20 protein-coding genes are annotated in these 24,686 nt (G+C 64.0%); 12 read left to right on the top strand and 8 right to left on the bottom strand.

Annotated elements, in window-relative coordinates; all coding sequences use genetic code 11:
* Nucleotides 1-18 precede the first annotated feature (18 nt).
* From nosZ to AB6N07_RS01000, 6 genes are read left to right on the top strand one after another with little or no spacing between them, the layout of a single operon-like run.
* Nucleotides 19-1,932, top strand: a complete 1,914-nt coding sequence (gene nosZ, locus AB6N07_RS01025; protein ID WP_370675982.1) for a TAT-dependent nitrous-oxide reductase — start codon at nt 19-21, stop codon at nt 1,930-1,932.
* A gap of 9 nt (nt 1,933-1,941) precedes the next feature.
* Nucleotides 1,942-3,264, top strand: coding sequence for a nitrous oxide reductase family maturation protein NosD (locus AB6N07_RS01020; protein WP_370675981.1), 1,323 nt, complete (start codon nt 1,942-1,944; stop codon nt 3,262-3,264).
* Between the two features lies 1 nt (nt 3,265).
* Nucleotides 3,266-4,177, top strand: coding sequence for an ABC transporter ATP-binding protein (locus tag AB6N07_RS01015; RefSeq protein ID WP_370675980.1), 912 nt, complete (start codon nt 3,266-3,268; stop codon nt 4,175-4,177).
* Entirely contained in the window at nt 4,174-5,010 is an 837-nt protein-coding gene (locus AB6N07_RS01010) for an ABC transporter permease (protein ID WP_370675979.1), read from the top strand. The genes AB6N07_RS01015 and AB6N07_RS01010 overlap by 4 nt, the downstream gene beginning before the upstream one ends.
* Nucleotides 5,007-5,549: a nitrous oxide reductase accessory protein NosL gene (locus AB6N07_RS01005; RefSeq protein WP_370675978.1), complete on the top strand. Its 543-nt coding sequence runs from the start codon at nt 5,007-5,009 to the stop codon at nt 5,547-5,549. Before AB6N07_RS01010 ends, AB6N07_RS01005 begins: the two co-directional genes overlap by 4 nt.
* Before the next feature lie 8 nt (nt 5,550-5,557).
* Nucleotides 5,558-6,520, top strand: a complete 963-nt coding sequence (locus AB6N07_RS01000; protein WP_370675977.1) for an FAD:protein FMN transferase — start codon at nt 5,558-5,560, stop codon at nt 6,518-6,520.
* A 14-nt stretch (nt 6,521-6,534) separates the two neighbouring features.
* Here AB6N07_RS01000 and AB6N07_RS00995 read toward each other — a convergent pair whose 3' ends face one another.
* On the bottom strand, nt 6,535-7,245 hold the full coding sequence (locus AB6N07_RS00995) for a class II aldolase/adducin family protein (protein WP_370675976.1): 711 nt from the start codon (nt 7,243-7,245) through the stop codon (nt 6,535-6,537).
* Between the two features lie 148 nt (nt 7,246-7,393).
* Here AB6N07_RS00995 and AB6N07_RS00990 point away from each other — a divergent pair, with 148 nt between their 5' ends.
* Nucleotides 7,394-8,416, top strand: a complete 1,023-nt coding sequence (locus AB6N07_RS00990) for a sugar-binding transcriptional regulator (protein WP_370675975.1) — start codon at nt 7,394-7,396, stop codon at nt 8,414-8,416.
* A gap of 128 nt (nt 8,417-8,544) precedes the next feature.
* Here AB6N07_RS00990 and mtnA read toward each other — a convergent pair whose 3' ends face one another.
* Together mtnA and mtnK are read right to left on the bottom strand one after the other, a co-directional pair.
* Entirely contained in the window at nt 8,545-9,645 is a 1,101-nt protein-coding gene (mtnA, locus tag AB6N07_RS00985) for an S-methyl-5-thioribose-1-phosphate isomerase (RefSeq protein ID WP_370675974.1), read from the bottom strand.
* Between the two features lie 103 nt (nt 9,646-9,748).
* Complete coding sequence (gene mtnK / locus AB6N07_RS00980; RefSeq protein WP_370675973.1) at nt 9,749-11,038, bottom strand: S-methyl-5-thioribose kinase; 1,290 nt, start codon at nt 11,036-11,038, stop codon at nt 9,749-9,751.
* Nucleotides 11,039-11,244: 206 nt separating this feature from the next.
* Here mtnK and AB6N07_RS00975 point away from each other — a divergent pair, with 206 nt between their 5' ends.
* From AB6N07_RS00975 to AB6N07_RS00965, 3 genes are all read left to right on the top strand, one after another.
* Nucleotides 11,245-12,762, top strand: coding sequence for a sugar ABC transporter ATP-binding protein (locus AB6N07_RS00975; RefSeq protein ID WP_370675972.1), 1,518 nt, complete (start codon nt 11,245-11,247; stop codon nt 12,760-12,762).
* A gap of 27 nt (nt 12,763-12,789) precedes the next feature.
* On the top strand, nt 12,790-13,854 hold the full coding sequence (locus tag AB6N07_RS00970) for an ABC transporter permease (protein WP_370675971.1): 1,065 nt from the start codon (nt 12,790-12,792) through the stop codon (nt 13,852-13,854).
* A gap of 89 nt (nt 13,855-13,943) precedes the next feature.
* Nucleotides 13,944-15,005, top strand: a complete 1,062-nt coding sequence (locus AB6N07_RS00965) for a substrate-binding domain-containing protein (RefSeq protein ID WP_370675970.1) — start codon at nt 13,944-13,946, stop codon at nt 15,003-15,005.
* Between the two features lie 120 nt (nt 15,006-15,125).
* Here the strand turns inward: AB6N07_RS00965 and AB6N07_RS00960 are convergent, their stop codons facing one another.
* Nucleotides 15,126-15,389, bottom strand: a complete 264-nt coding sequence (locus tag AB6N07_RS00960) for a DUF3861 family protein (RefSeq protein WP_370675969.1) — start codon at nt 15,387-15,389, stop codon at nt 15,126-15,128.
* 298 nt (nt 15,390-15,687) lie between these two features.
* Between AB6N07_RS00960 and AB6N07_RS00955 the strand changes: the two genes are divergently transcribed.
* A complete protein-coding gene (locus tag AB6N07_RS00955; protein ID WP_370675968.1) occupies nt 15,688-15,960 on the top strand; it encodes a metal/formaldehyde-sensitive transcriptional repressor in 273 nt (90 codons plus the stop codon).
* A gap of 9 nt (nt 15,961-15,969) precedes the next feature.
* Complete coding sequence (dmeF, locus tag AB6N07_RS00950) at nt 15,970-16,911, top strand: CDF family Co(II)/Ni(II) efflux transporter DmeF (RefSeq protein ID WP_370675967.1); 942 nt, start codon at nt 15,970-15,972, stop codon at nt 16,909-16,911.
* Here the strand turns inward: dmeF and AB6N07_RS00945 are convergent.
* From AB6N07_RS00945 to AB6N07_RS00930, 4 genes are all read right to left on the bottom strand, one after another.
* Entirely contained in the window at nt 16,893-18,602 is a 1,710-nt protein-coding gene (locus tag AB6N07_RS00945) for an ABC transporter ATP-binding protein (protein WP_370675966.1), read from the bottom strand. The two genes, dmeF and AB6N07_RS00945, sit on opposite strands and share 19 nt — an antisense overlap.
* A 112-nt stretch (nt 18,603-18,714) precedes the next feature.
* Nucleotides 18,715-19,566 carry an aldo/keto reductase gene (locus tag AB6N07_RS00940; protein WP_370675965.1) on the bottom strand — a complete coding sequence of 284 codons (852 nt, stop codon included), beginning with the start codon at nt 19,564-19,566 and terminating at the stop codon, nt 18,715-18,717.
* 69 nt (nt 19,567-19,635) lie between these two features.
* The gene (locus tag AB6N07_RS00935) at nt 19,636-20,565 is read right to left on the bottom strand and encodes an aldo/keto reductase family oxidoreductase (RefSeq protein ID WP_370675964.1); all 930 of its coding nucleotides are present in this window, start codon (nt 20,563-20,565) and stop codon (nt 19,636-19,638) included.
* 193 nt (nt 20,566-20,758) lie between these two features.
* Nucleotides 20,759-24,685, bottom strand: coding sequence for a translocation/assembly module TamB domain-containing protein (locus AB6N07_RS00930; RefSeq protein ID WP_370675963.1), 3,927 nt, complete (start codon nt 24,683-24,685; stop codon nt 20,759-20,761).
* Nucleotide 24,686: the final 1 nt, after the last annotated feature.

The raw sequence follows: 24,686 nt of genomic DNA, 5'->3' as shown, positions 1-24,686 counted from the left end.
ACAACCGAGGAGAGCAATATGACTGATGAGACCCACAATCTGTCCCGCCGGTCGCTTTTAGGCGGCACGGCCAAGACCGCGATGTTTGCCGGCGTTGCCGCAACCGCCGTTGGCGGCTTGATGGCCACCAGCGCCAGCAAGGCAGCCGAACCGGCCAACAAGGCCGAAGTGAAGCCAGGCGAACTTGACGAATACTATGGCTTCTGGTCATCGGGCCAGAGCGGCGAGATGCGCATTCTCGGCGTGCCGTCGATGCGCGAGCTGATGCGCGTGCCGGTGTTCAACCGCTGCTCGGCCACCGGCTGGGGCATGACCAACGAAAGCCTGAAGGTCCTGACCGAAGGCCTGATGCCGACGACCAAGGAATTCCTCGCCAAGCGCGGCATGAAGACCTACCAGAACGGCGACCTGCACCACCCGCACATGTCGTTCACCGAGGGCACCTACGACGGCCGCTATCTGTTCATGAATGACAAGGCCAACACGCGTATCGCCCGTGTTCGCTGCGACGTCATGAAGTGCGACAAGATCATCGAGATTCCCAACGCCTCCGACATCCACGGCATGCGCCCGCAGAAGTATCCGCGCACCGGCTACATCTTCGCCAATGGCGAGCACGAGGCGCCGCTGGTCAACGATGGCAAGATCCTCGACGATCCCAAGCAGTATGTGAACATCTTCACCGCCGTCGATGGCGACAAGATGGAAGTGTCCTGGCAGGTCATCGTCTCGGGCAACCTCGACAACACCAACACCGACTACAAGGGCAATTACGCCTTCTCCACCTCCTATAACTCGGAGATGGGCGTCAATCTCGCCGAGATGACCGCCAACGAGGTCGATCATGTCGTCATCTTCGACATCAAGGCGATCGAGGCGGGCGTTGCCGCCGGCGATTATCAGGAGCTGAACGGCGTCAAGGTGCTGGACGGCCGCAAGGGCAAGAACTCCAAGTACACCCGCTACGTGCCGATTCCCAACAGCCCGCATGGCGTCAACGCCTCGCCGGACGGCAAGTACATCATGATCAACGGCAAGCTGTCGCCGACGGTATCGATCATCGACGTCGACAAGGTGGCGCCGCTGTTCACAGACAACGCCGATCCGCGCTCTTGCGTCGTCGGCGAACCGGAACTCGGCCTCGGGCCGCTCCACACCGCCTTCGATAACCGTGGCAATGCCTATACGACGCTGTTCCTCGACAGCCAGATCGTCAAGTGGGATATCGACAAGGCGATCCGCGCCTATAAGGGCGAAAAGGTCGATCCGATCGTTCAGAAGATCGACGTCGCTTATCAACCCGGCCACAACTCGACCTCCATGGGCGAAACCAAGGAAGCCGACGGCAAGTGGCTGATATCGATGAACAAGTTCTCCAAGGACCGTTTTCTCAACGTCGGTCCGCTCAAGCCGGAGAACGAGCAGCTGATCGATATCTCCGGCGACGAAATGAAGCTGGTGCACGACAGCCCGACCTTCGCCGAGCCGCATGACAGCATTGTGGTGCGGGCCGACATCGTCAACCCGCTGTCGGTGTGGAAGCGCGACGACCCGTTCTTCGCCGATGCGGTCAAGCAGGCCAAGGCCGACGGCGTCGACATCGAGGGTGACAGCACAGTCATCCGCGACGGCAACAAGGTGCGCGTCTACATGACGTCGGTGGCGCCGGCCTTCGGCCTCGAAAGCTTCGAGGTCAACCAGGGCGACGAGGTCACCGTCTATGTCACCAACCTCGACGACGTCGATGACCTGACCCACGGCTTCACCATCTCCAACTACGGCGTTGCGATGGAAGTGGCGCCGCAGGCAACGGCGTCGGTGACCTTCACCGCCGATCGTCCGGGCGTGCATTGGTACTACTGCCAGTGGTTCTGCCACGCCCTCCACATGGAGATGCGCGGCCGCATGCTGGTGAAGCCCAAGTCCGCCTGAGGATATGACATGACGAGCGCGCTCCGTCTTCTTGTTGCTGTCTTTCTCAGCTGCTCCGGCACCGCCGGCGCGGCCGAGATCGCTGTGGGCAATGGACCGGATGCGCTCCGCAAGGCTATCGAAGCCGCCGCGCCGGGGGATGTCCTCCGGCTCGGCGAAACCCGCTATGATGGTTCGATCGTCATCGATAAGCCTCTGACGCTGGTCGGGGGCCGCGACAGCCAGATTATTGGCAGTGGCGAGGGTACCGTCATCTCGGTTCAGGCCGACGATGTGACGGTCAAGGATCTCTACATTACCGGTTCCGGCCGTCGGCTCGACAAGCTCGACAGCGGCGTTGCGCTCGCTAAGGGCACGCGCCGCGCCCGCGTCGAGGGCAACCGCATCGTCATGAATTTGATCGGCGTCGACGTCCAGGGGGCGATTGATGCCACGGTCAGCGGCAACACCATCGTTGGCCGTACCGATCTTCACCGGGCTGAAATGGGCTCCGGTATCTATGTCTGGAACGCGCCGGGCCTGGTTGTCGAACACAATGACATCCGCAGGGGCCGGGACGGCATCTTCGTCACGACATCGATGCACGCGCGCTACCGCTTCAACCGGATGCGGGAGCTGCGTTTCGCCTTTCACTCGATGTATGCCAACGACATTGTACTGGAGCACAACGTATCGCGCGGCAACACGCTCGGCTTCGCCTTCATGTTCTCCCGCAACGTGACCGCCACCGACAACCTTTCGGAGGGGGATGCCACGCATGGCCTGTTCCTCAATTCGGTCAACGACTCGCGCCTCATCCATAACGAAGTGCGCGACGGCGGTGAGAAATGCCTGTTCGTCTACGGCGCGACGCGCAATCGGTTCGAGGGCAACCGTCTCGAGGGGTGTGGCATCGGCGTCCATCTGACGGGTGGCGCGGCCGAGAACGTCTTCACCGGCAATGCCGTCATCGGCAACCGCACGCAGGTGAAATACGTCGGCACCCGCTGGCTCGAATGGAGCGGCGTTCCGGAAGCGGCCGAGAACACTAAAGTCCCGCTTGGCAATTTCTGGTCCGACCACGTCGCCTTCGACATCGATGGCGACGGCATGGCCGACAGTCCCTACCGGCCCAATGACACGGTGGACTTGCTGACCTGGAGCCAACCGATGACCCGGCTTCTGTTGGGTGCGCCGGCGGTACAGCTTATCCGCTGGGCGCAGTCGCGCTTCCCAGGCCTTTTGCCTGGGGGCGTCGTCGATAGTCACCCGCTGATGTCGCCCGAGGGTACCGGCCCGCGCCCGCTGGACACCCCTGCGACGGTCGGCTTCATTCCCGCCGAGGAGAACTGACATGACGGACGCCATCCTCACGGTCGAGGACCTCACGATCCGCTTCGGCGCTGTGACGGCGCTCGACGGGGTTAGCCTTTCCGTCGCACCCGGCGAACGGGTGGCGCTGCTCGGTCACAACGGCGCCGGCAAGTCGACCCTGTTCAAGACGGTCCTCGGTTTTCTCCAGCCGGCTGGCGGCCGGGTCTCCATCGTTGATGCCGCTCCTGGTTCCAACGCCGCGCGCCGCGCCGTCAGCTACCTACCGGAGCAGGTGGTATTTCCGAAAGCCCTGACCGGAGCCGAAGTGCTCATCTATTTTGCCCGCCTCAAGGGCGTAGCGCCGAAGGCGGCGCTGCCGCTCCTGGAAACCGTTGGCATCGCTGATGCCGCCAATCGGACTGTCGGCACCTATTCCAAGGGCATGCGCCAGCGCCTCGGTCTTGCCCAGGCGCTGATCGGAACGCCACGCTTGCTGCTGCTCGACGAGCCGACGTCGGGTCTCGATCCGGTCTCCCGGCGAGAATTCTATTCTGTCCTCGAGGCTTCCGCTCGGGCCGGTACGGCCGTCCTCCTCTCCTCGCATTCCCTGTCGGAAATCGAGAATCGCATCGACCGCATCGCCATTTTGGCCAAGGGGCAACTGCGCGCCGAGGGGGCGCTCGCCGATCTGTCGCGCCGGGCCGGCCTGCCGATCCGCATTCACGTCGAAGCGGCGGAAGGTCGGGTCGATGCCTTGCATGCTCATCTCGGCGGCGAGCGCGTCAACGGTCGGTCCGTCGTTCTCACCTGTCGCGCTGAGGATAAGGTGGGTGCGCTCGCCAGCCTCGCCGCGCTCGGCTCCGACGTCACCGACATCAACATCGCTCTGCCGGACCTCGATGACGTCTACCGCCACTATTCCGTGGCAAGCGTGGAAGGAGTCGCCCAATGAACGGCATGGACCGCATGGCGGCGGTGGCCGCAACCGAGTTCCGTCTCGCCTTCCGCAACCGCTGGGTCCTGCTGTCGACGTTGGCCTTCACGCTGTTCGCGCTGGCGCTCGCCTTCCTCGGTTCTGGCCCGAGCGGTGCGCTCAAAGCCGACGCGCTGACGCTGACGGCGGCGAGCCTGTCGACGCTGACCGTCTACCTCGTGCCGCTGATGGCGTTGCTTGTCTCCTACGACAGCATCGCCGGCGAAATCGAGCGCGGAACGCTGGCACTGGTGCTGGCAACGCCGCTGAAGCGCGGCGAACTGGTCCTGGCGAAGTTCCTTGGTCATCTTGCCGTACTGGCGATGGCCATTGCCATTGGTTACGGCATCGCCGGCGCGGTGATCGCCGGCGTTCATGGCGCTGATGATGCCGGCCTGATCGCCTGGGGCCGGCTCGTCGTCACCGCGATTCTGCTGGGTGCCGTCTTCATCGCCTTGGGCATGGCATTGTCCAGCTTGCCGCGCCAGACCGGTACCGCCGCGGCGCTCGCCATCGGCGCCTGGCTGGTATTGGTGGTGCTCTACGACCTCGCCCTGCTCGGCGCCGTGATTGTCGACCAAGGTGGCGCGTTCACCAAGACGGTGTTTCCAGCGCTCGTCCTCGCCAATCCTGGTGACGCCTTCCGCCTCTACAATCTGGCGCTGATCGAAGCGAATGCACCGATCGCTGGCCTCGATGGCCTCGCCCGGACCCTTCCTTTCCCGGTTTCCAGTGCGCTCGTCGTGCTCGTCCTGTGGCTTGTCGCAGGCCTTGCCATCGCCTGGGCCCTCACCCGGAGAATCCGCCCATGATGATCAACCGTCTCCTCTCCGCCCTGGTGATCTCCGCTGCCCTGGCCTTGCCGCTTGCCGCGTGCAAGGAAGAAGCGGCCATCAAGCCGGCTGCCGTCACCATGACCGACGAGGCGCTTGGCTATTACTGTCAGATGTACCTTGCCGACCACGGAGGCCCCAAGGCGCAGATCCATGAAAAGGGGCAGGAGCATCCCCTATGGTTCTCGCAGGTGAGCGACGCCGTCACCTATCTGCGTGGTGGCGAGAAGCGCGGTGATGTCACCGCTGTCTACGTTTCCGACATGGAAAAGGCGCCGAGCTGGGCCGAGCCCGGCCGCGACAACTGGATCGACGCCGACGCGGCTCTGTTCGTGATCGGCAGCCGTCAGGCCGGCGCGATGGGCATGCCCGAGGCAATCCCCTTCGGCAGCCGTAAGGCCGCCGACGACTTCGTCGCTCGTGAAGGCGGCGCGATCGTCAGCCTCGCCGACATCCCTGACAAATATCTCGGTCCGGCCAGTGCCGACCCATCAAGTCATTCCGACATGCAGATGTGAGGCCCGCCATGCCAGATCTTCTCGTTCGGCCGATTGCTCGGCGCCGCTTCATCCGCATTGGCGCGGCGCTCGCCGCCATGGCCTTCGTCCCCGCCACTCTTGCAGCGGCGCCCGTTCGCCGCTGGTTCGGCAATGCGCTCGGCGCCCATGCCTCGATCGAACTCGTCGGCGCCGATGCCACGCTTGCGACCGCGACCTTCGCCGCGGTGGAGCAAGAGATCGCTCGCCTTGAGTCCCTGTTCAGCCTCTATCGTACCGACAGCGCGCTATCCCGCCTGAACGCCAACGGCCGCCTCGACGCACCGGAGGCCGACATCCTGCGCCTTTTGGCGTTGGTACGCAGCGTACACGCTGAAACGGGCGGCCTGTTCGATCCCACGGTGCAGCCGGTATTTGCCGCCTACGCCGCTCATTTCGCGGGCGGACGGACCGATGCGCTGCCCGCTGCCGAACTCGGAGACAGTCTGGTACGCGTTGGTTTCGATCAGGTCATGTTCGACGAAGAGGTCGTGCGTTTTTCCAAACCGGGCATGGCGATGACGTTGAACGGGATTGCTCAGGGCTACATCACCGACCGCGTCGCCGATCTTTTGCGGGCACGCGGTTTCGATAACGTGTTGCTCGACATCGGCGAGATCCAGGCCCTCGGCGGCGGTCGCGACGGCGGCGGCTGGAAGGTCGGTCTTGCCGCCGGCCCGAATGGCGACGCATTGGCAACGACACTGCGTCTCAAGGACCGAGCGGTTGCCACCTCGATGATGGACGGCACTCTTCTCAACGCTGCCGGCCGTATTGGCCACATACTGCACCCTCGGAAGGGCGCCGTTGCCTCCGCTTTCTCGGCCGTCAGCATCGTGGCGGGGCAAGCCGCGCTTGCGGATGCCCTGTCGACGGCGGCCGTCTTGATGACGCCGGACGAACTGTCCAGACTCAACTCCGCCGGCGTCGAGGTGCACGCGACGCCGGTCTGACGCTGTCGTCAACCTCAGGCGGCTGGCGCTGCCAAACCACCGCAGCGGAGATCGGAATCGGCCGCGTCCTGTCGGCCGTAAACCTTGAACATGGCGAAGACGTTCTGCATCTCGGCATTGTCGAGGATCACCGGCGCGCCGATGGCAAGCGCCCGCCAATATTGGGCGGCAATGGTCTCGACCTCGACCAGCAGGGAATAGGCTTTCTTGAGATTGGCGCCGAGCACGATCAGCCCGTGGTTGGCGAGCAGGCAGGCAAGACGGCCTTCCAGAGCTTTCAGCGCGTGGTCCGAGAGCGCTTGCGAGCCGAAGGTGGCATACTCGGCGCAGCGGATGTTTTCACCGCCCGCGGCGGCCACCATGTAATGAACGGCCGGAATGTCGCGGCGCAGGCAGGAAATCACCGTCGAGAACATCGAGTGGGTATGGATCACCGTGTCGATGTCCGGCCGATGAAGCAGGATATCGCGGTGGAAACGCCACTCGCTCGTCGGCCGGCAGGGACCATAATAGGTGCCGTCGAAGGTCATCTCGACGATCTGGTCCTCGGTCATGCCGGCGTAAGGAATACCCGTGGGCGTTACCAGGAATCGTCCCTCTCCGATGCGCACGCTGACATTGCCCGACGTGCCCTGGTTGACGCCCGAGGCATTCATTTCGCGGCAGGTGGCGATGATCTCGGTCCGGAGGGCGAGATGGGAGAGGGCGGAAAGGCTGGCAGGCATTCTGATGTCCTCGATGAGGGGTCGGGTAGGGCGTGTTCGACACGCCAGACGAGCAATGGCACTTGGCGCGAATGGGTGCTTATGTTAACTCAGATTGTCAATTGTCGATCCGGGATGACAGGACTCGGGCGACGGGGTTGGGAAGATCATGGCGCCACGCTCAAGGACGAAGGACAAGGCTGACCGATCGACGGCCGCCGATGGGGACAACCGGGCGCCACTGCCGCGGCCAGGGGAATACCTCGCCGATCCGCTCCTTTGGGCGTCCTGGCTTTACCATCACGACGAAATGACGCAGAGCCAGATCGCCGACCTGATGGGCGTGTCGCGAGCGACGGTGGTGAACTACCTTCAGCAGGCGCGTGACCTGCATTACATCAAGGTGGTTGTGCGACCGGAGCTTCTGAACTCGATCGACCTTGCCCAGCAGATCAAGCACGCCTTCGGCCTTACCGAATGCATGGTCATTCCCTTTGACGGCGGCATGCGGCCTCCGAGCGAGCGTATCGGCCGGGCCGGCGCCCAGTATCTCGATCAGATCCTGATGAACGGCGACGTTCTGGGCGTTGCCTGGGGCCGCACGGTGCTGTCGCTGGCCGAGAACTTGCCGGAAAAGGCCATGCCGGACAGTTGCGTCGTGCAGGTGATCGGCAGCCAGCGCTCCGCCTATGACGGCTTCACGGCCGAGGAATGCGTCGCCTTCATCGCCCGTCGGCTGCATGCCCGTTCGATCAACCTGCACGCGCCGGCTGCCCTGTCCAACGCGGCACTGCGCGACGCGCTGATGCGCGAACCGACCATTCAGGAACAGTTCGCCCGCATTCGCTCCTGCAACAAGCTGCTGTTCGGCGTCTGCACGGTCAAGGCCAACAGCCTGGTGTTCGCCTCCGGCCTGATTTCCGTCGACGAGAGCAAATATTACATCTCCAACGGTGCCGTCGGCGTCATCGCCGGTCGCTTCTACGACATCGAAGGCAACTGGCTGCGCGGCACCATGGACGACCGCATGATCGGCATCACCCTCGACGACGTGCGAAGCGTGCCGACTCGCATCGCCGCGGCTGGCGGAACGGACAAGACGGACGCCATTCTTGGCGCCCTGCGCGGTGGCTACGTCACCGCGTTGATCACCGACGAACCGACCGCTCGCAATATTCTCGGGCGACTCTAGGTCGCCAACCCACGGAGCGGGCGGCTTTCGGCTCTGAGCGAATGCGAAAGAAGGAAGCGCCGGTTGGGGGGAACCGGCGCGTGCCCCTGCGCCGGCTCGGGCGACCGATGCTGGGCAGGGGCAGTTTGTCATTTGGCCTTCTGCTCCGGATAGAGCTTGAGGAGACCGTCGCGGCTGGCAGCGGCGACGCCGCGCTCGGTGATCAGGCCGGTGACAAGGCGGGCTGGCGTCACATCGAAGCCGTAGTTGAGCGCCGAGCTGCCCTTGGGAAGAATATCCACCGTCTCCAGGCGACCGTCGGCTGTGCGGCCAGTGATGTGGCTGAGTTCGCGGGCGTCGCGCTCCTCGATCGGGATCTCGCGGACGCCGTCTTCCAGCGTCCAGTCGATGGTGGTGAACGGTAGGCCGACGTAGAAGGGCACGCCGTTGTCGTGGGCGGCCAGAGCCTTCAGGTAGGTGCCGATCTTGTTGCAGACGTCGCCGGTAGCCGTGGTGCGGTCGGTGCCGACGATCGCCATGTCGACGAGACCATGCTGCATCAGATGGCCACCCTGGTTATCGGCGATCACCGTGTGATCGACGCCATGCTGACCGAGCTCGAAGGCCGTGAGGCTGGCGCCCTGATTGCGCGGCCGCGTCTCATCGACCCAGACATGGATGGGAATGCCCGCTTCGAAGGCCATGTAGATGGGAGCCAGCGCCGTGCCCCAGTCGATGCAGGCGAGCCAGCCAGCGTTGCAGTGGGTGAGGACGTTGAAGCGCGACGGCTTGCCCTTCTTCTCCCAAAGGTCGCGGATAATGGCAAAGCCATGCCGGCCGATCGCCTTGCAGGTCTCGACGTCTTCGTCGCAGATCTCGGCGGCGCGACGGTAGGCAAGGCCCATGCGCTCGGACGGAGCGACCTTGATGAGGCGGCCCTTGAGGTCGTCGAGGCCCCAACGGAGGTTGACCGCGGTGGGACGGGTGGCGAGCAGGGCGGTATAGGCGCGCTCGAGGTTTTCATCCGAGGAATCCTCGCGCATGGCGAGCGCTAGGCCATAAGCGCCGGTGGCGCCGATCAGCGGCGCGCCGCGCACCACCATGTCACGGATGGCTGTCGCCGCTTCCTGCCAGGAGCGAAGCGTCCGGGTCTTGACCTCGAAGGGCAGCTTGGTCTGGTCGATGATTTCGACCCCCCAGCTGTCGTCCGAAACCCAGATCGTCCGCATGGATTTGCCGTAGATTTTCATGAAAGGCCTCCGGTCGCCGTCGCGCCAAAGGCGCAACGGTCGGTCCATTTATGGCGGGCGGTCTGGCCGCCCTCGGGGTCAGTCGAATGCGGCCGGATGGCCGTCAGCGGGTGGTGTCGGCGGCAACCACGGCAGCGGCCACAGCCTCTATGCTGGCAAAGCGCGTGCGATTGACCACAAGGTCGCGACCGAGCCGTAGGGCTCGCCGCTCGCCCTTGGAGCGCACGTCCTTGTCGGCGATGCTCTCGAAATCGGCGACATGGGCGAGACCGAGGATGCGGCGGATCATCTTGCAGCCGGCAAATCCAAGCATGTCCTCGAACAGCGAGCGCATATAGCGGGCCTGCTCCTCAGCCAGCGCCGCCCGGCTCGCCGCGTCGGTAAACAGCTCGGCGGTAAAGGCGTCGCCCTTGCCCTCGGTCGACCATAGTTCGACGAAGCGCGCCGAGAACAGCGTCCAAACGTCGACGATCTGCTTCTTGATCCAGGCACGGTAGGCGTCGCGTCCGCCCTTCTCGTCCTCGTGGCCGATCTGGCTGAGGTAGGCGAGGATCAGGTTGCCGATCAGCGCGCCGACGTCAAACCCCATCGGTCCGAAGAAGGCGAACTCCGGATCGATGACGCGGACGTCGGTGCTAGTGGCCATGATCGAGCCGGAATGCAGGTCGCCGTGCACCAGCGCCTCGGCGTGGCTGAGGAACTTGAGCTTCATCGCCTGGGCCGCCGCCTTGAGCGGTCCGTCGGCGCGGAATTCAAGGGCGATGTCGTCGAGCTGAGGCGAGGTCCAGTGATTGAGTTTGGCCGCCCTGTAGGGATCGGTGAACACCAGATCCTCGGTAATCCGGCAAAGTTCGGTGTTGGCGCAGAAGACCGCCATCTGCTTCTTCTTCTCGGCGGCCGGCAGGTAGAGATCGGAGGTCTTGAACAGCGACTGCGCCATGAATTCCGACAGCGTCGCCGCGAAGCGGAGGAACTCAACGCCGTCGATCAAGCCCTTGCGCATGATGATGTGCGGGGTGAGGAACTCCATGATCACCAGCGCCTGCATGGCGTCGAACAGCACGACCTTCGGCACCAGCCCTGGCGCGGCGGCGCCCTCGGTCATCAGCGCCTGGCTTTCGAAGAAGGAGCGGTCGAGCGGCAATGGCCAGGAGTCGCCGACGAGGCGCACATAGGGAAGAGCCTGCTTGACGATCAACGCTCCCTTCGGGCCACGCACGATGAACACCAGGTTGAGATTGCCGTCGCCAACTTCGGTGACTTTCCAATCCTTCGTTTCACCGCCAAGAATCGCGGCGACTTCCGAAAAGCCGGCGAGATAGGGCGCCAGCGTGCTCTCGGTCAGCGGCCGATAGTCGGCGCCGCCGGTGCGGGCGCTCCGAACGTCTGTCATGGGGTCTTCTCCATCCCTCGCTTATTCCGCCTCCACCACGACGATGCGTCGCTCCTCGATGCTGGCAGAGGTCGCTGGAAGCGGAAGTTGTTCCGGTTTTTGTCATTTGTCAAGATCGATTGACAATTGATGTTTGGGTGACTAGGTTGGCCGCCATCGGGTCGGAGGAGACCCTCTGCCAAACATCCGTGGAGGCGGTTTTCGGCATGACAGAACCAGGGAGGGAGGTGATCCGCATCCGTGGGCTGAACAAGCGTTTCGGCAGCACGCATGCGGTCATCGATGTCGATCTCGACATTCGACGTGGCGAGGTGCTGGCGCTGATGGGCGCCAATGGCGCCGGCAAGTCGACGCTGATCAAGATTCTCTGCGGTGTGCATCCCGCTGATTCCGGAACGATGGAAATCGATGGCGAGACGGTGACTTTCCGCTCGCCGCTTGAGGCCTGCGCCGCCGGCATCCACACCGTTCACCAGATCATCAACGACGGCGTCGTGCAACAGCTCACCGTTGCCGAGAATCTGGCGCTCGATGAGATCTGCCGGCCCGAGGGGCCGATGCTTCTGAGCCGGGCGGTCATCACGGCCCGAGCGCGCGAGATCCAGGCGATCCTTGGCCTCGATCTGCCGCTCGGCAAGGCGATGAGCGAACTTGGTCAGGCCGAGCGACAGCTCGTCGCCATCGCCCGCGCTCTGTCGCACGATCCCAAGGTACTGATTCTCGACGAGCCAACCTCCTCTTTGTCGGAAGCGGAAGCAGCTCGGCTGTTCGCGCTGATCGAGGACCTGAGGGCACGTGGCGTCGCCATCATCTACATCAGCCATCGCATGTCCGACATCCGTCGCCTCGCCGACCGGGCGGTCGTCATGCGCGACGGCCGCACCCGCGCCGAATTTGTCCGTCCGCTCGATTTCGATGGCATCGTCCACGCCATGGTCGGTCATCGCCTCCGCGAAGGTGCCTACAGCGCCGTCGCTGGCGGCCGAACGGTGGTCGAGATTCGCGATTTTGCCCTCACGCCAACCTCTGCGCCATTCGACCTCGATCTTCGGGAAGGCGAGGTGGTGGTGCTGACCGGTCTGATCGGTGCAGGCAAGACCGAGTTCGCCGAGTGCCTGTTCGGCACGGCCACCGCTCACACCGGTTCGGTGACGATCGATGGCAAGCCGCTTCGCGCCACTTCGCCACAGGAGGCGATCGCTGGCGGCGTGTTCATGGCGCACGAGGACCGTGGCAATTCGTCGCTGGTCTCCGAGTTTTCCGTTCTGCACAACATGACACTGCCTTTCCTGAGGCATTTTTCCAAGCTCGCTCTGGTCGTGCCGGACCAGGAACGGCGAGCGGCCACCGGACAGGTCGCCAACCTCGCCATCAAATGCGCGTCCATCGACGTACCGATCGGTTCACTGTCGGGTGGCAACCAGCAAAAGGTCGTGCTTGGACGTTGGCTGATCCAGCCCTGTCGTCTGCTTATCCTCGATGAGCCGTTCCAAGGCGTCGATATCGGCGCCCGCCAGGATATCGGCCGACGGCTGCGTGAAACGGCTGCTGGCCGGGCAACGCTGGTCATCTGCGCCGATCTTGAGGAGGCGACCGAAATCGCCGACCGAATCATCGTCATGCGCGATTTCTCGGTGGTCGGTGGCCATTCGGTCGACGGGCTGTCGCTTGACGCTCTGGTCGCCGAGATCAGCGGCGCCGGTACCCACGCAACTTTCGCCTGACGCTTGAAAAGACAAAAGGCTTCCATCATGAGCACCCCATCCCCGAATCCGGCTCCCACTCCGGCCGCGCCGACGGCCGCCGCGCAAGCTGGCGCGTCAAAGTCCGTCTTCTCGTTCAAGGACTTCGTCATCAAGTTCGGCCTTCTGATCATTCTGGCCATCATGGTCATCGTCTTCTGGCGTCTTGAGCCGGCCTTCGCCAACGCCCGCAATATGTTCTCCATCCTGCAGGCCGTGTCGGTGACGGCGCTTCTGGCGCTTGGGGTTACCGTCACGCTCGCCATCGCCGGCTTTGACCTATCCATCGGTTCGACGGCGGCCATGTCGCTGATGGCGTCGAGCTACGTGATGGTGATCCTCAACCAGGGCACCTTCCTCGCGGTCGTCGTCTGCCTGCTGCTCGGGGCCTTCATCGGCTTCCTCAACGGCGTTTTGATCGTCAAGGGCCGCATTCCCGATCTTCTGGCGACGCTCGGCATGATGTTCTTGCTGCTCGGCTTGCAGCTCATCCCGACCGGTGGCCGCTCGATCGCCAAGGGTATGACGCTGTCGGACGGCTCGGCGGCGACCGGCACCTTCACTGACGCCTTCCTGGCGCTCGGCCGCTACCGGCTGTTCGACCTGATCCCGCTGCCGGTGATCATCATGCTGGTGGCCGCCATCATCCTCTGGGTGTTCATGGAGCGCTCGCGTTATGGCCGCGTGCTCTACGCCATCGGCGGCAATGAGAAGGCCACCCGTCTCGCCGGCGCACCGGTCGAGCGTTACAAGATCGCCGCCTACATGATCTCCGGCCTGTTCGCCTCGATCGGCGGCATCCTGCTCGCCGCCCGCGTCGGCCGTGGCGATGTCACCTCCGGATCGTCGCTGCTGCTCGATTCGGTGGCCGCCGCGCTGATCGGCTACGCGGTGCTTGGCGCCAAGAAGCCCAACGTATTCGGTACGGCCATCGGTGCGCTGTTCGTCGGTACGCTGCTCAACGGCCTCACCATGCTCAACGCCCCTTATTACGCGCAGGACTTCGTCAAGGGCCTCGTCCTTGTGTTCGCCCTGCTGTTCACCTTCGGCTTCGCCTCCTCGCAGCGTCGCTGAGCCGGCTCCGGCCCCACTTGGAAAACGCGGCGCGCGGAGGAGGCGCGCCCGGGAAAGATCAACGGAAACGTCATTTGAGGAGTGAGAAAATGACAACGATCGACAGACGGACATTTCTTGCCGGCCTTGCCACCGCATCGGTTGCCAGTGCCCTGCCGCTGCGCGCCGCCTTCGCCGAAGGCATTGCCGGCGCCCCCGGCATCGTCGGTGAGCGCAAGATCAAGATCGCGCTGGTACGCTATCTCTCCACCGGCGACTTCTTCCAGTTCTATCTGGCCGGTGTGACGCGCCAGGCCGAGGCGCTCGGGTTTGACCTGCACGTGCTCGATTCCCGCCAGGACGCGGCGCTGCAGGCGGAAATGCTGCAGCAGGCGATGAACCTCGGCGTCGACGGCATCATCCTGCAGCACGGCCTGACCGAGACGCTGAAGGATCCGGCCGCCCAGGCCGTGCAGGAAGGCTTCAAGGTCGTCGCCTTCGACGTCAACTGCGAGAACGAGGCGATTCCGCAGATCGAGCAGAACGATCGCGAGCTTGCTCGCCTCGCCCTTGAACAGGCGATCGCTGACAACGGCGAAAGCTTTACGGCCGGTTACGTCTACGTGCCGGGCATCGCGCCGCTCGACCGTCGCGACGAGACCTGGCAGGCCTTCAAGAAGAAGTATCCCGGCATCAAGGAAGTGGCGCATTGGGGCACCATGAACAACCCCATCGCCAACTCGGTGGCCGATCAGACGGCGGCGGTGCTGCGCGCCAACCCCGACATCTCCGTCATCTTCGCCCCCTATGACGAATTCGCCAAGGGTGCCAAGACCGCCGTCGACGAGGCCGGCCTCAACGAGAAAATCAAGATCTACTCGGCCGACATCTCGACCCCGGATATCTCGGCCATGGTCGAAGATAAGAGCGCTTGGGCAGCCTCGGCGGCCACATCGTCCGCAGTGGTCGGCGAAGTCTGCGTGCGCACGCTGGCCCTGCAGCTCGCTGGTGTCGAAACCGGTAAGCAGGTGGTGGTGCCGCCGACGCTGATCACCCAGAAGATGCTCCTTGAGAAGGGCATCAAGAACATGGACGACCTCGCGGCCAAGCTGCCGCAGTTCTCCAAGGCCGACGTGTCGATGGCGCCCTGGATCGCCGAGCCGAAGCGCTGATCGACCCTCGGATATAAAAGCGACAGACCGCTCCTCCGCCGACAACCGACCCGGAACCGGGTCGGTCCATACAAGAAGAAAGCCGGCATCCCCGCAGGGTGCCGGCTTTTTCATTGGGCCCTAGGTCCTCTGTCCCTTGATCGATTTCATCAGCTCGCCGAAATGCGGCCGGAAATCCTTGAGAAGCGGATCGTCCTTGCGGGCAAGCAGCGCCTCCCCGAACATCTTGAGGCCGACAAAGAACAGAAGGTCTTCATCGCCGGTTTTGCCTAGGCGGTTGGCCAGGCCAATCAGGTCGTCATGGCTACCGAACTCGAAGGTCAGCGGCTGGCCTGGGGTCTCGGAAATGGCGTCGACTGTGATGCGGAAGCGATGCTTGGCCAATATGGTCTCCTCGGAGAGCGGCTATGGATCAGCTACCTATAATAGGAGACGCGCCGCTCTCTTAATCACGAACACGGCAGCATCGGATACCGTCGGGCCTTCCGCCTCTCGAGAATCAGGCACTGGACACGGCGCATCTTGGCTGTGCTGGTTCGCGGTCATAGATTTCCAAGGTTTTGCCTTGAACCGCATTGGTGGACTGTTTTCATTGGACCGTGAAGGCGGACCAATTACGATGGCCGACTAAACGGTCCTTGCCACAGACACTCTTTCATATAGGATAGGGGGGTATCCTATCATGCACACCACCACAAACAAAAAACCCTTGCTCGCACGCGTCCGGCGCATCGCCGGGCAGATGGCCGCCATCGAGAAAGCCCTTGAGGACGAGACGGACTGTGCGGTCGTCCTGCATCAGGTGGCCGGCGTCCGTGGTGCCGTGCTCGGCTTGATGGACGAACTGATCGAGGGGCACCTGCGCGAGCACGTGGCCCGTCCTGGCATTGACGACGCCGCACGGTCGGCGGCGGCCGACGAGTTGATGGCCGCTATTCGTCGGTACGGAAAGTGAGGATTGGCAATGCAGCAGTCAGGCGCCGACGACCTGGTCCATGACCATGTTTTCCTCGGGCACGACCATGATCGCAATACGCGTCGCGTATTGTGGGTCGTCGTCCTGACGCTGGGCATGATGGTCGGCGAGATCGTGGCCGGCTTGCTGTTCAACTCGATGGCCTTGCTCGCGGACGGCTTCCACATGGCCACCCATGCCGGCGCGCTGACGGTGGCAGCAAGCGCCTATCTTCTGGCTCGGCGCTATGCCGGCGAGCGACGGTTCACTTTCGGAACTGGCAAGATAGGCGACCTCGCCGGCTTTGCGTCGGCGCTGGTGCTTGGCCTGGTTGCGCTGGGCATCGCAGTTGAGTCCCTTCTGCGGTTCTTCAACCCGCAGCCGGTGGCCTTTGATCAGGCAACGGCGATCGCCGTGCTCGGCCTCGTGGTCAACCTCGTGAGCGCGGCGCTTCTTGGTCCTGATCACCACCACGACCATCATCATCACGATCACGGCGACCACCACCACGAAGCGGCCGACCATCGCCATGACAACAATCTGCGCTCCGCCTACGTCCATGTGCTGGCCGATGCGCTGACCTCGGTTTTGGCGATTGCCGCGCTGCTTGGTGGTCGCTTCCTCGGCTGGACCTGGCTCGACCCCGCGATGGGACTCGTCGGCGCCGCCGTCATTGCCGTCTGGTCATGGTCGCTGATGCGCGCCGCGTCGGCGGTACTGCTCGACATGACCGACCCCCATGTAGAGGCCGAGATCCGTGAACTGGTCGAAGAGGATGCGGATACCCGCGTCGTCGACCTTCATCTGTGGCGTATCGGTCCGGCCGGTCATGCCGCCATCGTCTCGGTCGTTGGCGACGACGCCGATGATGTCCGCCGCCGCCTTCGGTCCGTGCATGAGATCGTCCACCTGACGGTGGAGGCGAGGGCTGCTCAGCCGCCGGCCGCGTAAAGCCGAGCGTAGCCGCCGCCCCGTTTGAGAAGGTCGTCGTGGCTGCCTTGTTCGGCGATGCCATCGGTGTCGACCACGACAATGCGGTCGGCGTTGCGGATGGTGCTGAGCCGGTGGGCAATGACCAGCGACGTTCTTCCCTTGGCGAGCTCGGCGAGCGAGGTCTGGATTTCGCGTTCGGTTGCCGTATCCAGCGCCGAGGTCGCCTCGTCGAGGATCAGGATCGGCGGATCCTTGAGGAACATGCGGGCGATGGCGATGCGCTGCTTCTGTCCGCCGGAAAGCTTGACGCCGCGCTCACCGACGATGGTGTCGAGCCCGTCTGGCAGTTCCGACAGGAAGTCGCCCAGCTGAGCCCGCGCGGCGGCGGCGGCGATGTCCGCCTCCGAAGCGTCGAGCTTGCCATAGGCGATGTTCTCTCTGATGGTGCCGCCGAACAGGAACACGTCCTGCTGGACGATGCCGATCTGCCGCCTCAGTGAGGCGACGGTCATGTCGCGAATATCCATGCCATCGATGGAGATGGCGCCTTCCGTCACCTCATAGAAGCGCGGCAGCAGCGAGCAGAGGGTCGTCTTGCCGACGCCGGATGGGCCGACGAAGGCAATCGTTTCGCCAGCCGCGATATCGAGGTTGATGCCCGAAAACAGCGATCGGTCACCACCATAGCTGAAGCCGACGCCCGAAAAGCGCACATGGCCCCGGAAGGGCGGCGCGGCAACGGCGCCCGGCCGGTCGGCGATATCCGGCTCGGTGGAAAGGAAACCGAGATAACGGCGGAAGCCCGCGATGCCCTTCGGATAGGTCTCGATGACCGCGTTGATCTTTTCGACCGGACGGAAGAACACGCCGACCAGCAACAGGAAACCGACGAAGCCGCCGGCCGTCAGCTCGCCCATCAGCACCAGCCGGCTGCCGGCGATCAGCACCACCAGTTGCACGAGCCGCATCGACAGGAAGGATAGCGCGTTGGTGGCGGCCATCAGCCTGTAAGCGGCGAGCTTGGTGGTGCGGTAGGCGGAATTGTCGACGGCGAACAGCCGTCGCTCGTAGTCTTCGTTGGCAAACGCTTGCACGACGCGCATGCCGCCCACGTTCTCCTCAATACGCACATTGAAGCCGGCGACGCGCCCATAGAGCTGATGCCAGTTCTCGGTCATGCGGCCACCGTAGCGGGCAGTGATGAAGGCGACGGCCGGCACGATAGCGGCGGTGATCAGTGCCAGCTCCACATTGACCGACAGCATCAGCAGGAAAGCGCCGAAAAAGGTCATCACGGCGATGAATATGTCTTCCGGCCCGTGATGGGCAATCTCGCCGATTTCCTCGAGATCCTTGGTCAGCCGGGCAACCAGGTGGCCCGATTTCTGATTGTCGAAATAGCGGAACGAGAGTTTTTGCAGATGGTCGAAACTGCGCCGCCTTAGCTCGGTCTCGATGTTGATGCCGAGCATGTGGCCGAAATAGACGACGATGGCGTTGAGGCCGGCGCTAAGAAGATAAATGGCCAGCAGAGCCACGGCCGCGACGACGATCAGTGTCCAGTTGGAGGACGGCAGCAGCCTATCGATGTAGACCTTGACCGCAAGCGGGAAGCCGAGTTCCAGCAGGCCGGCAATGACGGCGCAGCCGAAGTCGAGCAGGAATAGCGCGCGGTAGGGGCGATAGTAGGAAAAGAAAGTTTTGAGCATGGCGGGGAGAATGCCCCATCCGACCCCGAAGAGGAAGGGTTGGTGGCCGCTCACCTGATGACGGCGGCGATTTGTGTCGCCGCCGCATCGGTCACGTATATCAATGCGCTTTTTACGCGGCGTCGAGTTCGGCGATCTCCGCGGCGGTGAGCGTGAGGCCGGCCGCGGCCACGTTCTCCTCGAGATGGGCGATGCTTGACGTACCGGGGATCGGCAGCATCACCGGGCTGCGTTGGAGCAGCCAGGCAAGCGCCACCTGCCCGGCCGTGGCGCCGTGCGCCTTGGCGATGCGATCGACGAGGCCACCCGGCCCGGCCAGCTTGCCGGCCGCCAGCGGGAACCAGGGAATGAAGCCGATGCCGTTGGCCTCGCAATAGGCGAGGACATCCTGACTAGCGCGATCGGTGAGGTTGTAGCGGTTCTGCACGGTCGCGACAGGGAATACCTTCCGCGCCGTCTCGATCTCGGCGACCGACACCTCGGACAAGCCGGCATGGCCGATGATGCCCTCGTCGAGGAGGCGGCGTACCGCGCCGAACTGCTCATCGCGCGGCACCTTCGGATCGATGCGGTGCAACTGCCAGAGATCGATCCGCTCGACGCCGAGTTTGGCAAGGCTCTTCTTGGCTTGGCCAATCAGATAGTCCGGCCGGCCGTTCGGCGTCCATTGGTCGGGGCCGCCACGGGTGAGGCCGCCTTTGGTGGCGACCAGCAAGCCCTTGTAGGGAGAGAGGGCCTCGCGGATCAGCTCCTCGGAAACGTCGGGGCCGTAGCTGTCGGCGGTGTCGATGAAGTTGACGCCAATCTCCGGCAGCCGCCTGAGCGTTGCGAGCGCCGCCGTGCGATTGGCGGGTGGCCCCCAGATGCCCTTCCCAGTGATGCGCATGGCACCGAAGCCGAGGCGATTGACTCTGAGGTCACCGATTTTGAATTGGCCGGACAGTCCGGCATCGATCGTGCTCATCTTCTTGTCCTCTTCGCTGGTGAAAGGTGGACGGCGGAAAGAGACCTTCCCGCCGTCCATCAAAGGCAATCAGGGAACGATGTAGCCGGCGGCCGTGAACAACCGGTACCACTCCTCGCGCGACAAGGTCACGCCGGCGCCGGCCACACATTCCCTAACGCGGTCGGGGCGTGTCGTACCGAGCACCACCTGCATTTTCGCCGGATGGCGGGTGATCCAGGCGACGGCGATGCCGGTCGGCGTCACGCCATGGGCGGCGGCGATCTCGTCGAGCGCATCGTTGAGAGCGGCGCAGTTTTCACGGTCGCCGATGAACGGGCCGTCGAAGAAGCCCCGCTGGAACGGCGACCAGGCCTGCAGCGTCATCCCTTCCTTGCGCGAATAGTCGAGGAGGCCGAGATTGCGATCGACCGACTGCTCGAGACCGGCCATGTTGATGGCAACGCCCTGGGCGATCAGCGGCGCGTGGGTAATCGACAGCTGCACCTGATTGACGAGGAGCGGCTGCTTCACTGCCGTCTTCAAGAGCTCGATCTGACCGGGGGTCTGGTTGGAGACACCGAAGTTCCGTACCTTGCCGGACGACTGCAATTTGTCGAAAGCGGCGGCGACTTCCTCCGGCTCGACCAACGCGTCGGGGCGGTGCAGCAGCAACACGTCGAGATAGTCGGTCTTGAGCGCCTTCAGCGAGCCGTCGACCGCATCGAGGAGATGCGCCTCGGAAAAGTCGAAGAAACCCTTGCGGATACCGGCCTTGCTCTGGATGACGATCTTCTCGCGCTGAGCTGGCGTGAGGTTCATCGCCTCGCCGAAACGCTTCTCGCAAAGGTGCAGCTCGCCGCCATAGATGTCGGCGTGGTCCATCATGTTGATGCCGGCCTCGATGGCCGTGTTGACCAGCGTCCGTATTTCGGTGTCGCTCATCTTGGGGATGCGCATCAAGCCGAGGATGACGGAAGAGACCGACAGGTCGCTCTTGGGAATCTGGTAGGTTTGCATGCTTTGCCTTCGCTATCGGGCGTCGCCCGCGAGCCAGTTGCGACAACCGGGCCGGCGACAAAAAAGAACGGGGCGAAAAATGCGCGGCCGCCGACCATCCGTCCAACAGATTACAGAGATACAATTGATCTTTGCAACAAATGAGATGGGTCGCCGGCAAAGCTCCGGCTCACCCCACCGATGCCGCTAGAGATCAGTATTCCTTTTCGAAGTAGACGCCGACTTTTGATTGCTCTTGCGTCGCCTCGGCCCTGGCCTTGACGTCGTTGGTGATATCGAGGTTGACCGATACGCCGGTTCGCCCGCCCTCGCCGGCGGTAACACCGAGATAGACCTTCTTGCTGATATAGCGACCGGCAGTTACCGCTGAATTGCCTTTGGCATCGGTGTTCACGTCGAGATCGTCGAGACCGGTCCCGGCGCGCAGGCGGTCGAGAATGCCGTTGCCACTGCCGCCGCCGGCCAACTGGGTGACCGCCTCGGCCAATTGGGCAATCTGTATGGCCGACAGGTCGGAGACCGAACGCTTGAACAGGAAACGGGCGAGGATCTCATCCTGCGGTAGATCCGGCGTCGAAGAGAGCACGATGCTGGGATTGTCGGCGTAGCCCTCGACAGCGGCCGTGACAGTCACCGAATCCGATGTGCTGGTCGCCGACAGGGACAGATAGGGATTGAGATCGCCCTGAAGCGTCACGGTGCCTTCGTTGAGGGTGATACGCTGCCCGATGACCGAAACGCGGCCACGGATCAGGGTGAAACTCCCCACCGGTTGCACGTCGGCAAGTGTGCCGCGCACCGTGAGGTGGCCTCCGAGTTCGGCGTCGATGCCGCGACCGCGCACGAACAGCTGGCGCGGCGCGTTGACGACGACATCGAGGCCAACCGATGGTCCGCCGCTGCCCGATTTCGTCCGGCCACCGCCGGCCGCCTTGTTGATCCGCTTCAGCGTCGCGTTCACGTCATCAGGCGTGTTCTTGTGCTTGACGTCGATCAGAACCGGCGCGCCGCCGCCGCCCTCGGGCACGGTAATCTCGGCGCGGGCGACGTCCACCTTGCCGGACACCGTGAGCCCGTTGATCATCGAGCCGGAGACTGAGAGCGCCGCGCCGAGGTCGGCGGTGACGATCCGGCCGTCAGTGAAGCGGGCCTTGGTCGCACTGATGCGAATATCCACCGGCAGGCCGCTGGAAAGGCCGACGCTGCCGTTGGCCGACAGGCGACCGCCGCCCTTGACGGTGGCGCTTGCTTTTTCGATGCGGACACTGTCGCCGGTCAGCTGCAGCGCCAGGTCGATGGCGTCGAGCCGCATGGTGGTGAGCGGATCGGTGACCGAGGCGCCGCTCACCGTCACTCGCCCTGAGAACGCCGGCGATGCCAGGCTGCCGGTCGCTTTCAGCGTTGCCTTCGCGGTACCGGTAACACGGGTACCACGCGTAGCGACAAAGGATTGGGCCAGCGCCAGAGGCAGATCGGCGTTGGCGTCGACAGCGAGGCCTCCGCCCGACAGTGGGATGACGCCCTTCGCTTCGGCACTGAAACCGGTGGGGCCTGTCATCTTGGCCGAAGTGAGATTTATCTTATTGCCCTCGAACCGACCCGAGGCGGTGGCGCCAAAGCCGGTGAGACCGGCGGCGGTCAACTGCGGCGCGGCAATGCCGTCGGCCTTGACGGTGAAAGCAGTCGCCGTGCCATCGCTCTTGGCCGTGCCGTCAAGGCTGGTAACGCTGGCGGCGGGCGTCGCGAGGCCCTTTGCCGTAAAGCGACCGTCGATCTTCGGCGCGCCGAGGAGATCGGCAATGGCCGCGTCGACGTCGGCGGAGGCAATGTGATTGCCGGCGACTGTAAGGTCGGTCGCCGTGATTTTGGCTTTGGCCGACTGCCGGCTGCCATCGGGGGCAAGGCTCACATCGGCGTTGAGGCGGCCGCCAAGATCGACCAGCAGCAGCGGCGCCAGCGCAGAGAGGTCGGGCGAATCTACCACAAGCCGGCCGGTCATCAGCCCCTGGCTACCCAGCACCACATCGCCGGTCACCCGACTGTCGGCAACGGAGAGAGCGAGGCCATCGAGACGGCGAGTACCGTCGGCGGCACTCGACAGGCCGGCCGACAGCGTCAGCGGCTTGCCCTTCACTCGGCCCGTTCCTTGGAGGTTGCCATCGAACGCAGCCCCGTCAAGCTTGCCGGAAAGGTCTACACCCAGTGCTTCCAAGGTATTGCCGGAAAGCGTCAGACGATCGGAAGAAAGCCGCGCCTTCAGATCCAGCGGCCCACGACCACCCCGCAGGGACAGTGTGACGCCGGCCGCCCCCTTGGCCTGTGGCTCGACGCGACCAACGTCGGGTAGCGTCAGCGTCGCCGTGAGATCGGTACGATCGAGAGCACGGTCGCCATCGGCGGTCAGAGTCAGCGCCGGGTTGGCGATCCTGAAGGCCTCGAGCTTGAGACCCGACGTGTCGCGAGCAACGCGACCGGTCAGCTTCGTCTCACCGGACAGCAAGCCGTCGAGGCGGGCAATGTCCGTCGAAAGCGCGACGGCGTTGCCGTCAAGCGTTAGGTCGAAGGCACCGGTCGTCGGGACGAGCGTACCATTGCCCGAGAGCTCGACGCTGCCTTGAAGAGGTCGGCCGGCAAGCGCCGAGAAGGGGGCAAGCGAGGCAGCCGACAGCGTCTGCCGGCCTTCGATGCGACCCTCTTCCACCTTGCCGGCGAATGATGCCTCGGCGGTGGGGGTTGCAAGCTTCAGAAGGTCGATAGCGAGCGGTGTATCCGTGGCCCAGCGGCCGTTGCCGGAAAACGACAGTTCGCCACCCACCGCCGTACCGACGGCGGCGTCGGTAAAGCTGAGACCGCGCGAGCCACCGCTGAGCGTAAAGTCGACGCGGCGCTTTGCGGTGTCGGCAAGATCGGTCGCGGCGCCATGACCGCTGATCTCCAGCGCGCCGGCACTGACGCTCGGCGTCGAAAGGCCCTCGGCGGCAAGATCGAGGCTCCAGGCGCCGCCGTGACCGAAGGAAAAGCGGAGCCGGCCTTCACCGAGCCGCGTCGTAGCGCTGGCGCCGCCGAGCGGCAGCGCACCGTCTTTACCGGCAATGCGACCATCGATGTCGATCGCTGTCGGGAAATGATCCGCGGCAAACGCCGCCGAGCCCTGCAAGGTCAGTACGGGACCGGTGAGCGCCAGCTTGTCGATGCTGATCGGACCGGCATCGTCGAAGCGGCCCGAAATCTCCAACGCTGATTGGCCGGCAAGATAGAGCGCATAGTCGGGCTGCGCCAATGCCCCGAGATCGCCAGCCAGCGCTGAGCCGAAGCGGTAGCCATTGCCGTCACGGGCGATGGTGGTGCGCCCGGTGAGGCGATTGATGCCATCGGTGGTAAGCGCGAAGTCGGCGGCAAATTCGTCGAGCGGGCCGGTACCTTTCAGCGTCAGGCCGACCGAGGGGCGGCCTGGCAGGTTGAGGAGGCCGGCCATGACACCCCCGGCCGGCTCTTCGGCCTTGAGGTCGAGATCGAGCGCCTTGCCTTGCGCGGCATAGGCGACCTTGAGGGTTACCTCGCCCGGTTTACTGTCCGTACGGCGGATGGCAAGGTCGGTATCGAGCGAGCCGTCGGCGAGATTGGCTGACGCGGTGACGGCAAGACGGGCTTCCTCGCCGAGAACGGAGGCGTCAAGAACGACGTTGGGTGCCGAAAGACGGCCGACTTTCACCGAGACCGGCAGGTCTGGCATACTGAAACCTTCACCTGCCGCCGGGTCGACGGTTTCCGCGGGCAACGGCTTGCGGAGGATCTCGATCTTATCGGCGTCGAGGCTTTCGATATCGAGGTTGCCGCGAAGAAGCGCCAGGCGGCTCCAGACGAGGTGTACACCCTCGATCCTGAGCCAAGCTCCCTCGCGATCGGACACGCTGATCGAAGCCAGGCGCACATCCGAAGACAGCGCCCCATTGATGGCGCCAATCTCGATCTTGCGGTCGGGCGTTGAAATCTTGTCCTCGACGAAGCGGACGAAAGCGCCCTTCTCGGCGCTGTCATCCTCCTGGGCGCCTGCCAGCGTCAGCGCCAGGGGCGCCGCGACAAGGACGGAGAGGACGAGGAAGGCGGCTCTGATCTTCATA

It is taken from the genome of Pleomorphomonas sp. PLEO (assembly GCF_041320595.1).
In the GTDB taxonomy this organism is placed as follows: domain Bacteria; phylum Pseudomonadota; class Alphaproteobacteria; order Rhizobiales; family Pleomorphomonadaceae; genus Pleomorphomonas.
Note: the sequence above shows the minus strand (reverse complement) of the source record. Positions and strands in the feature narration are given on the sequence as shown.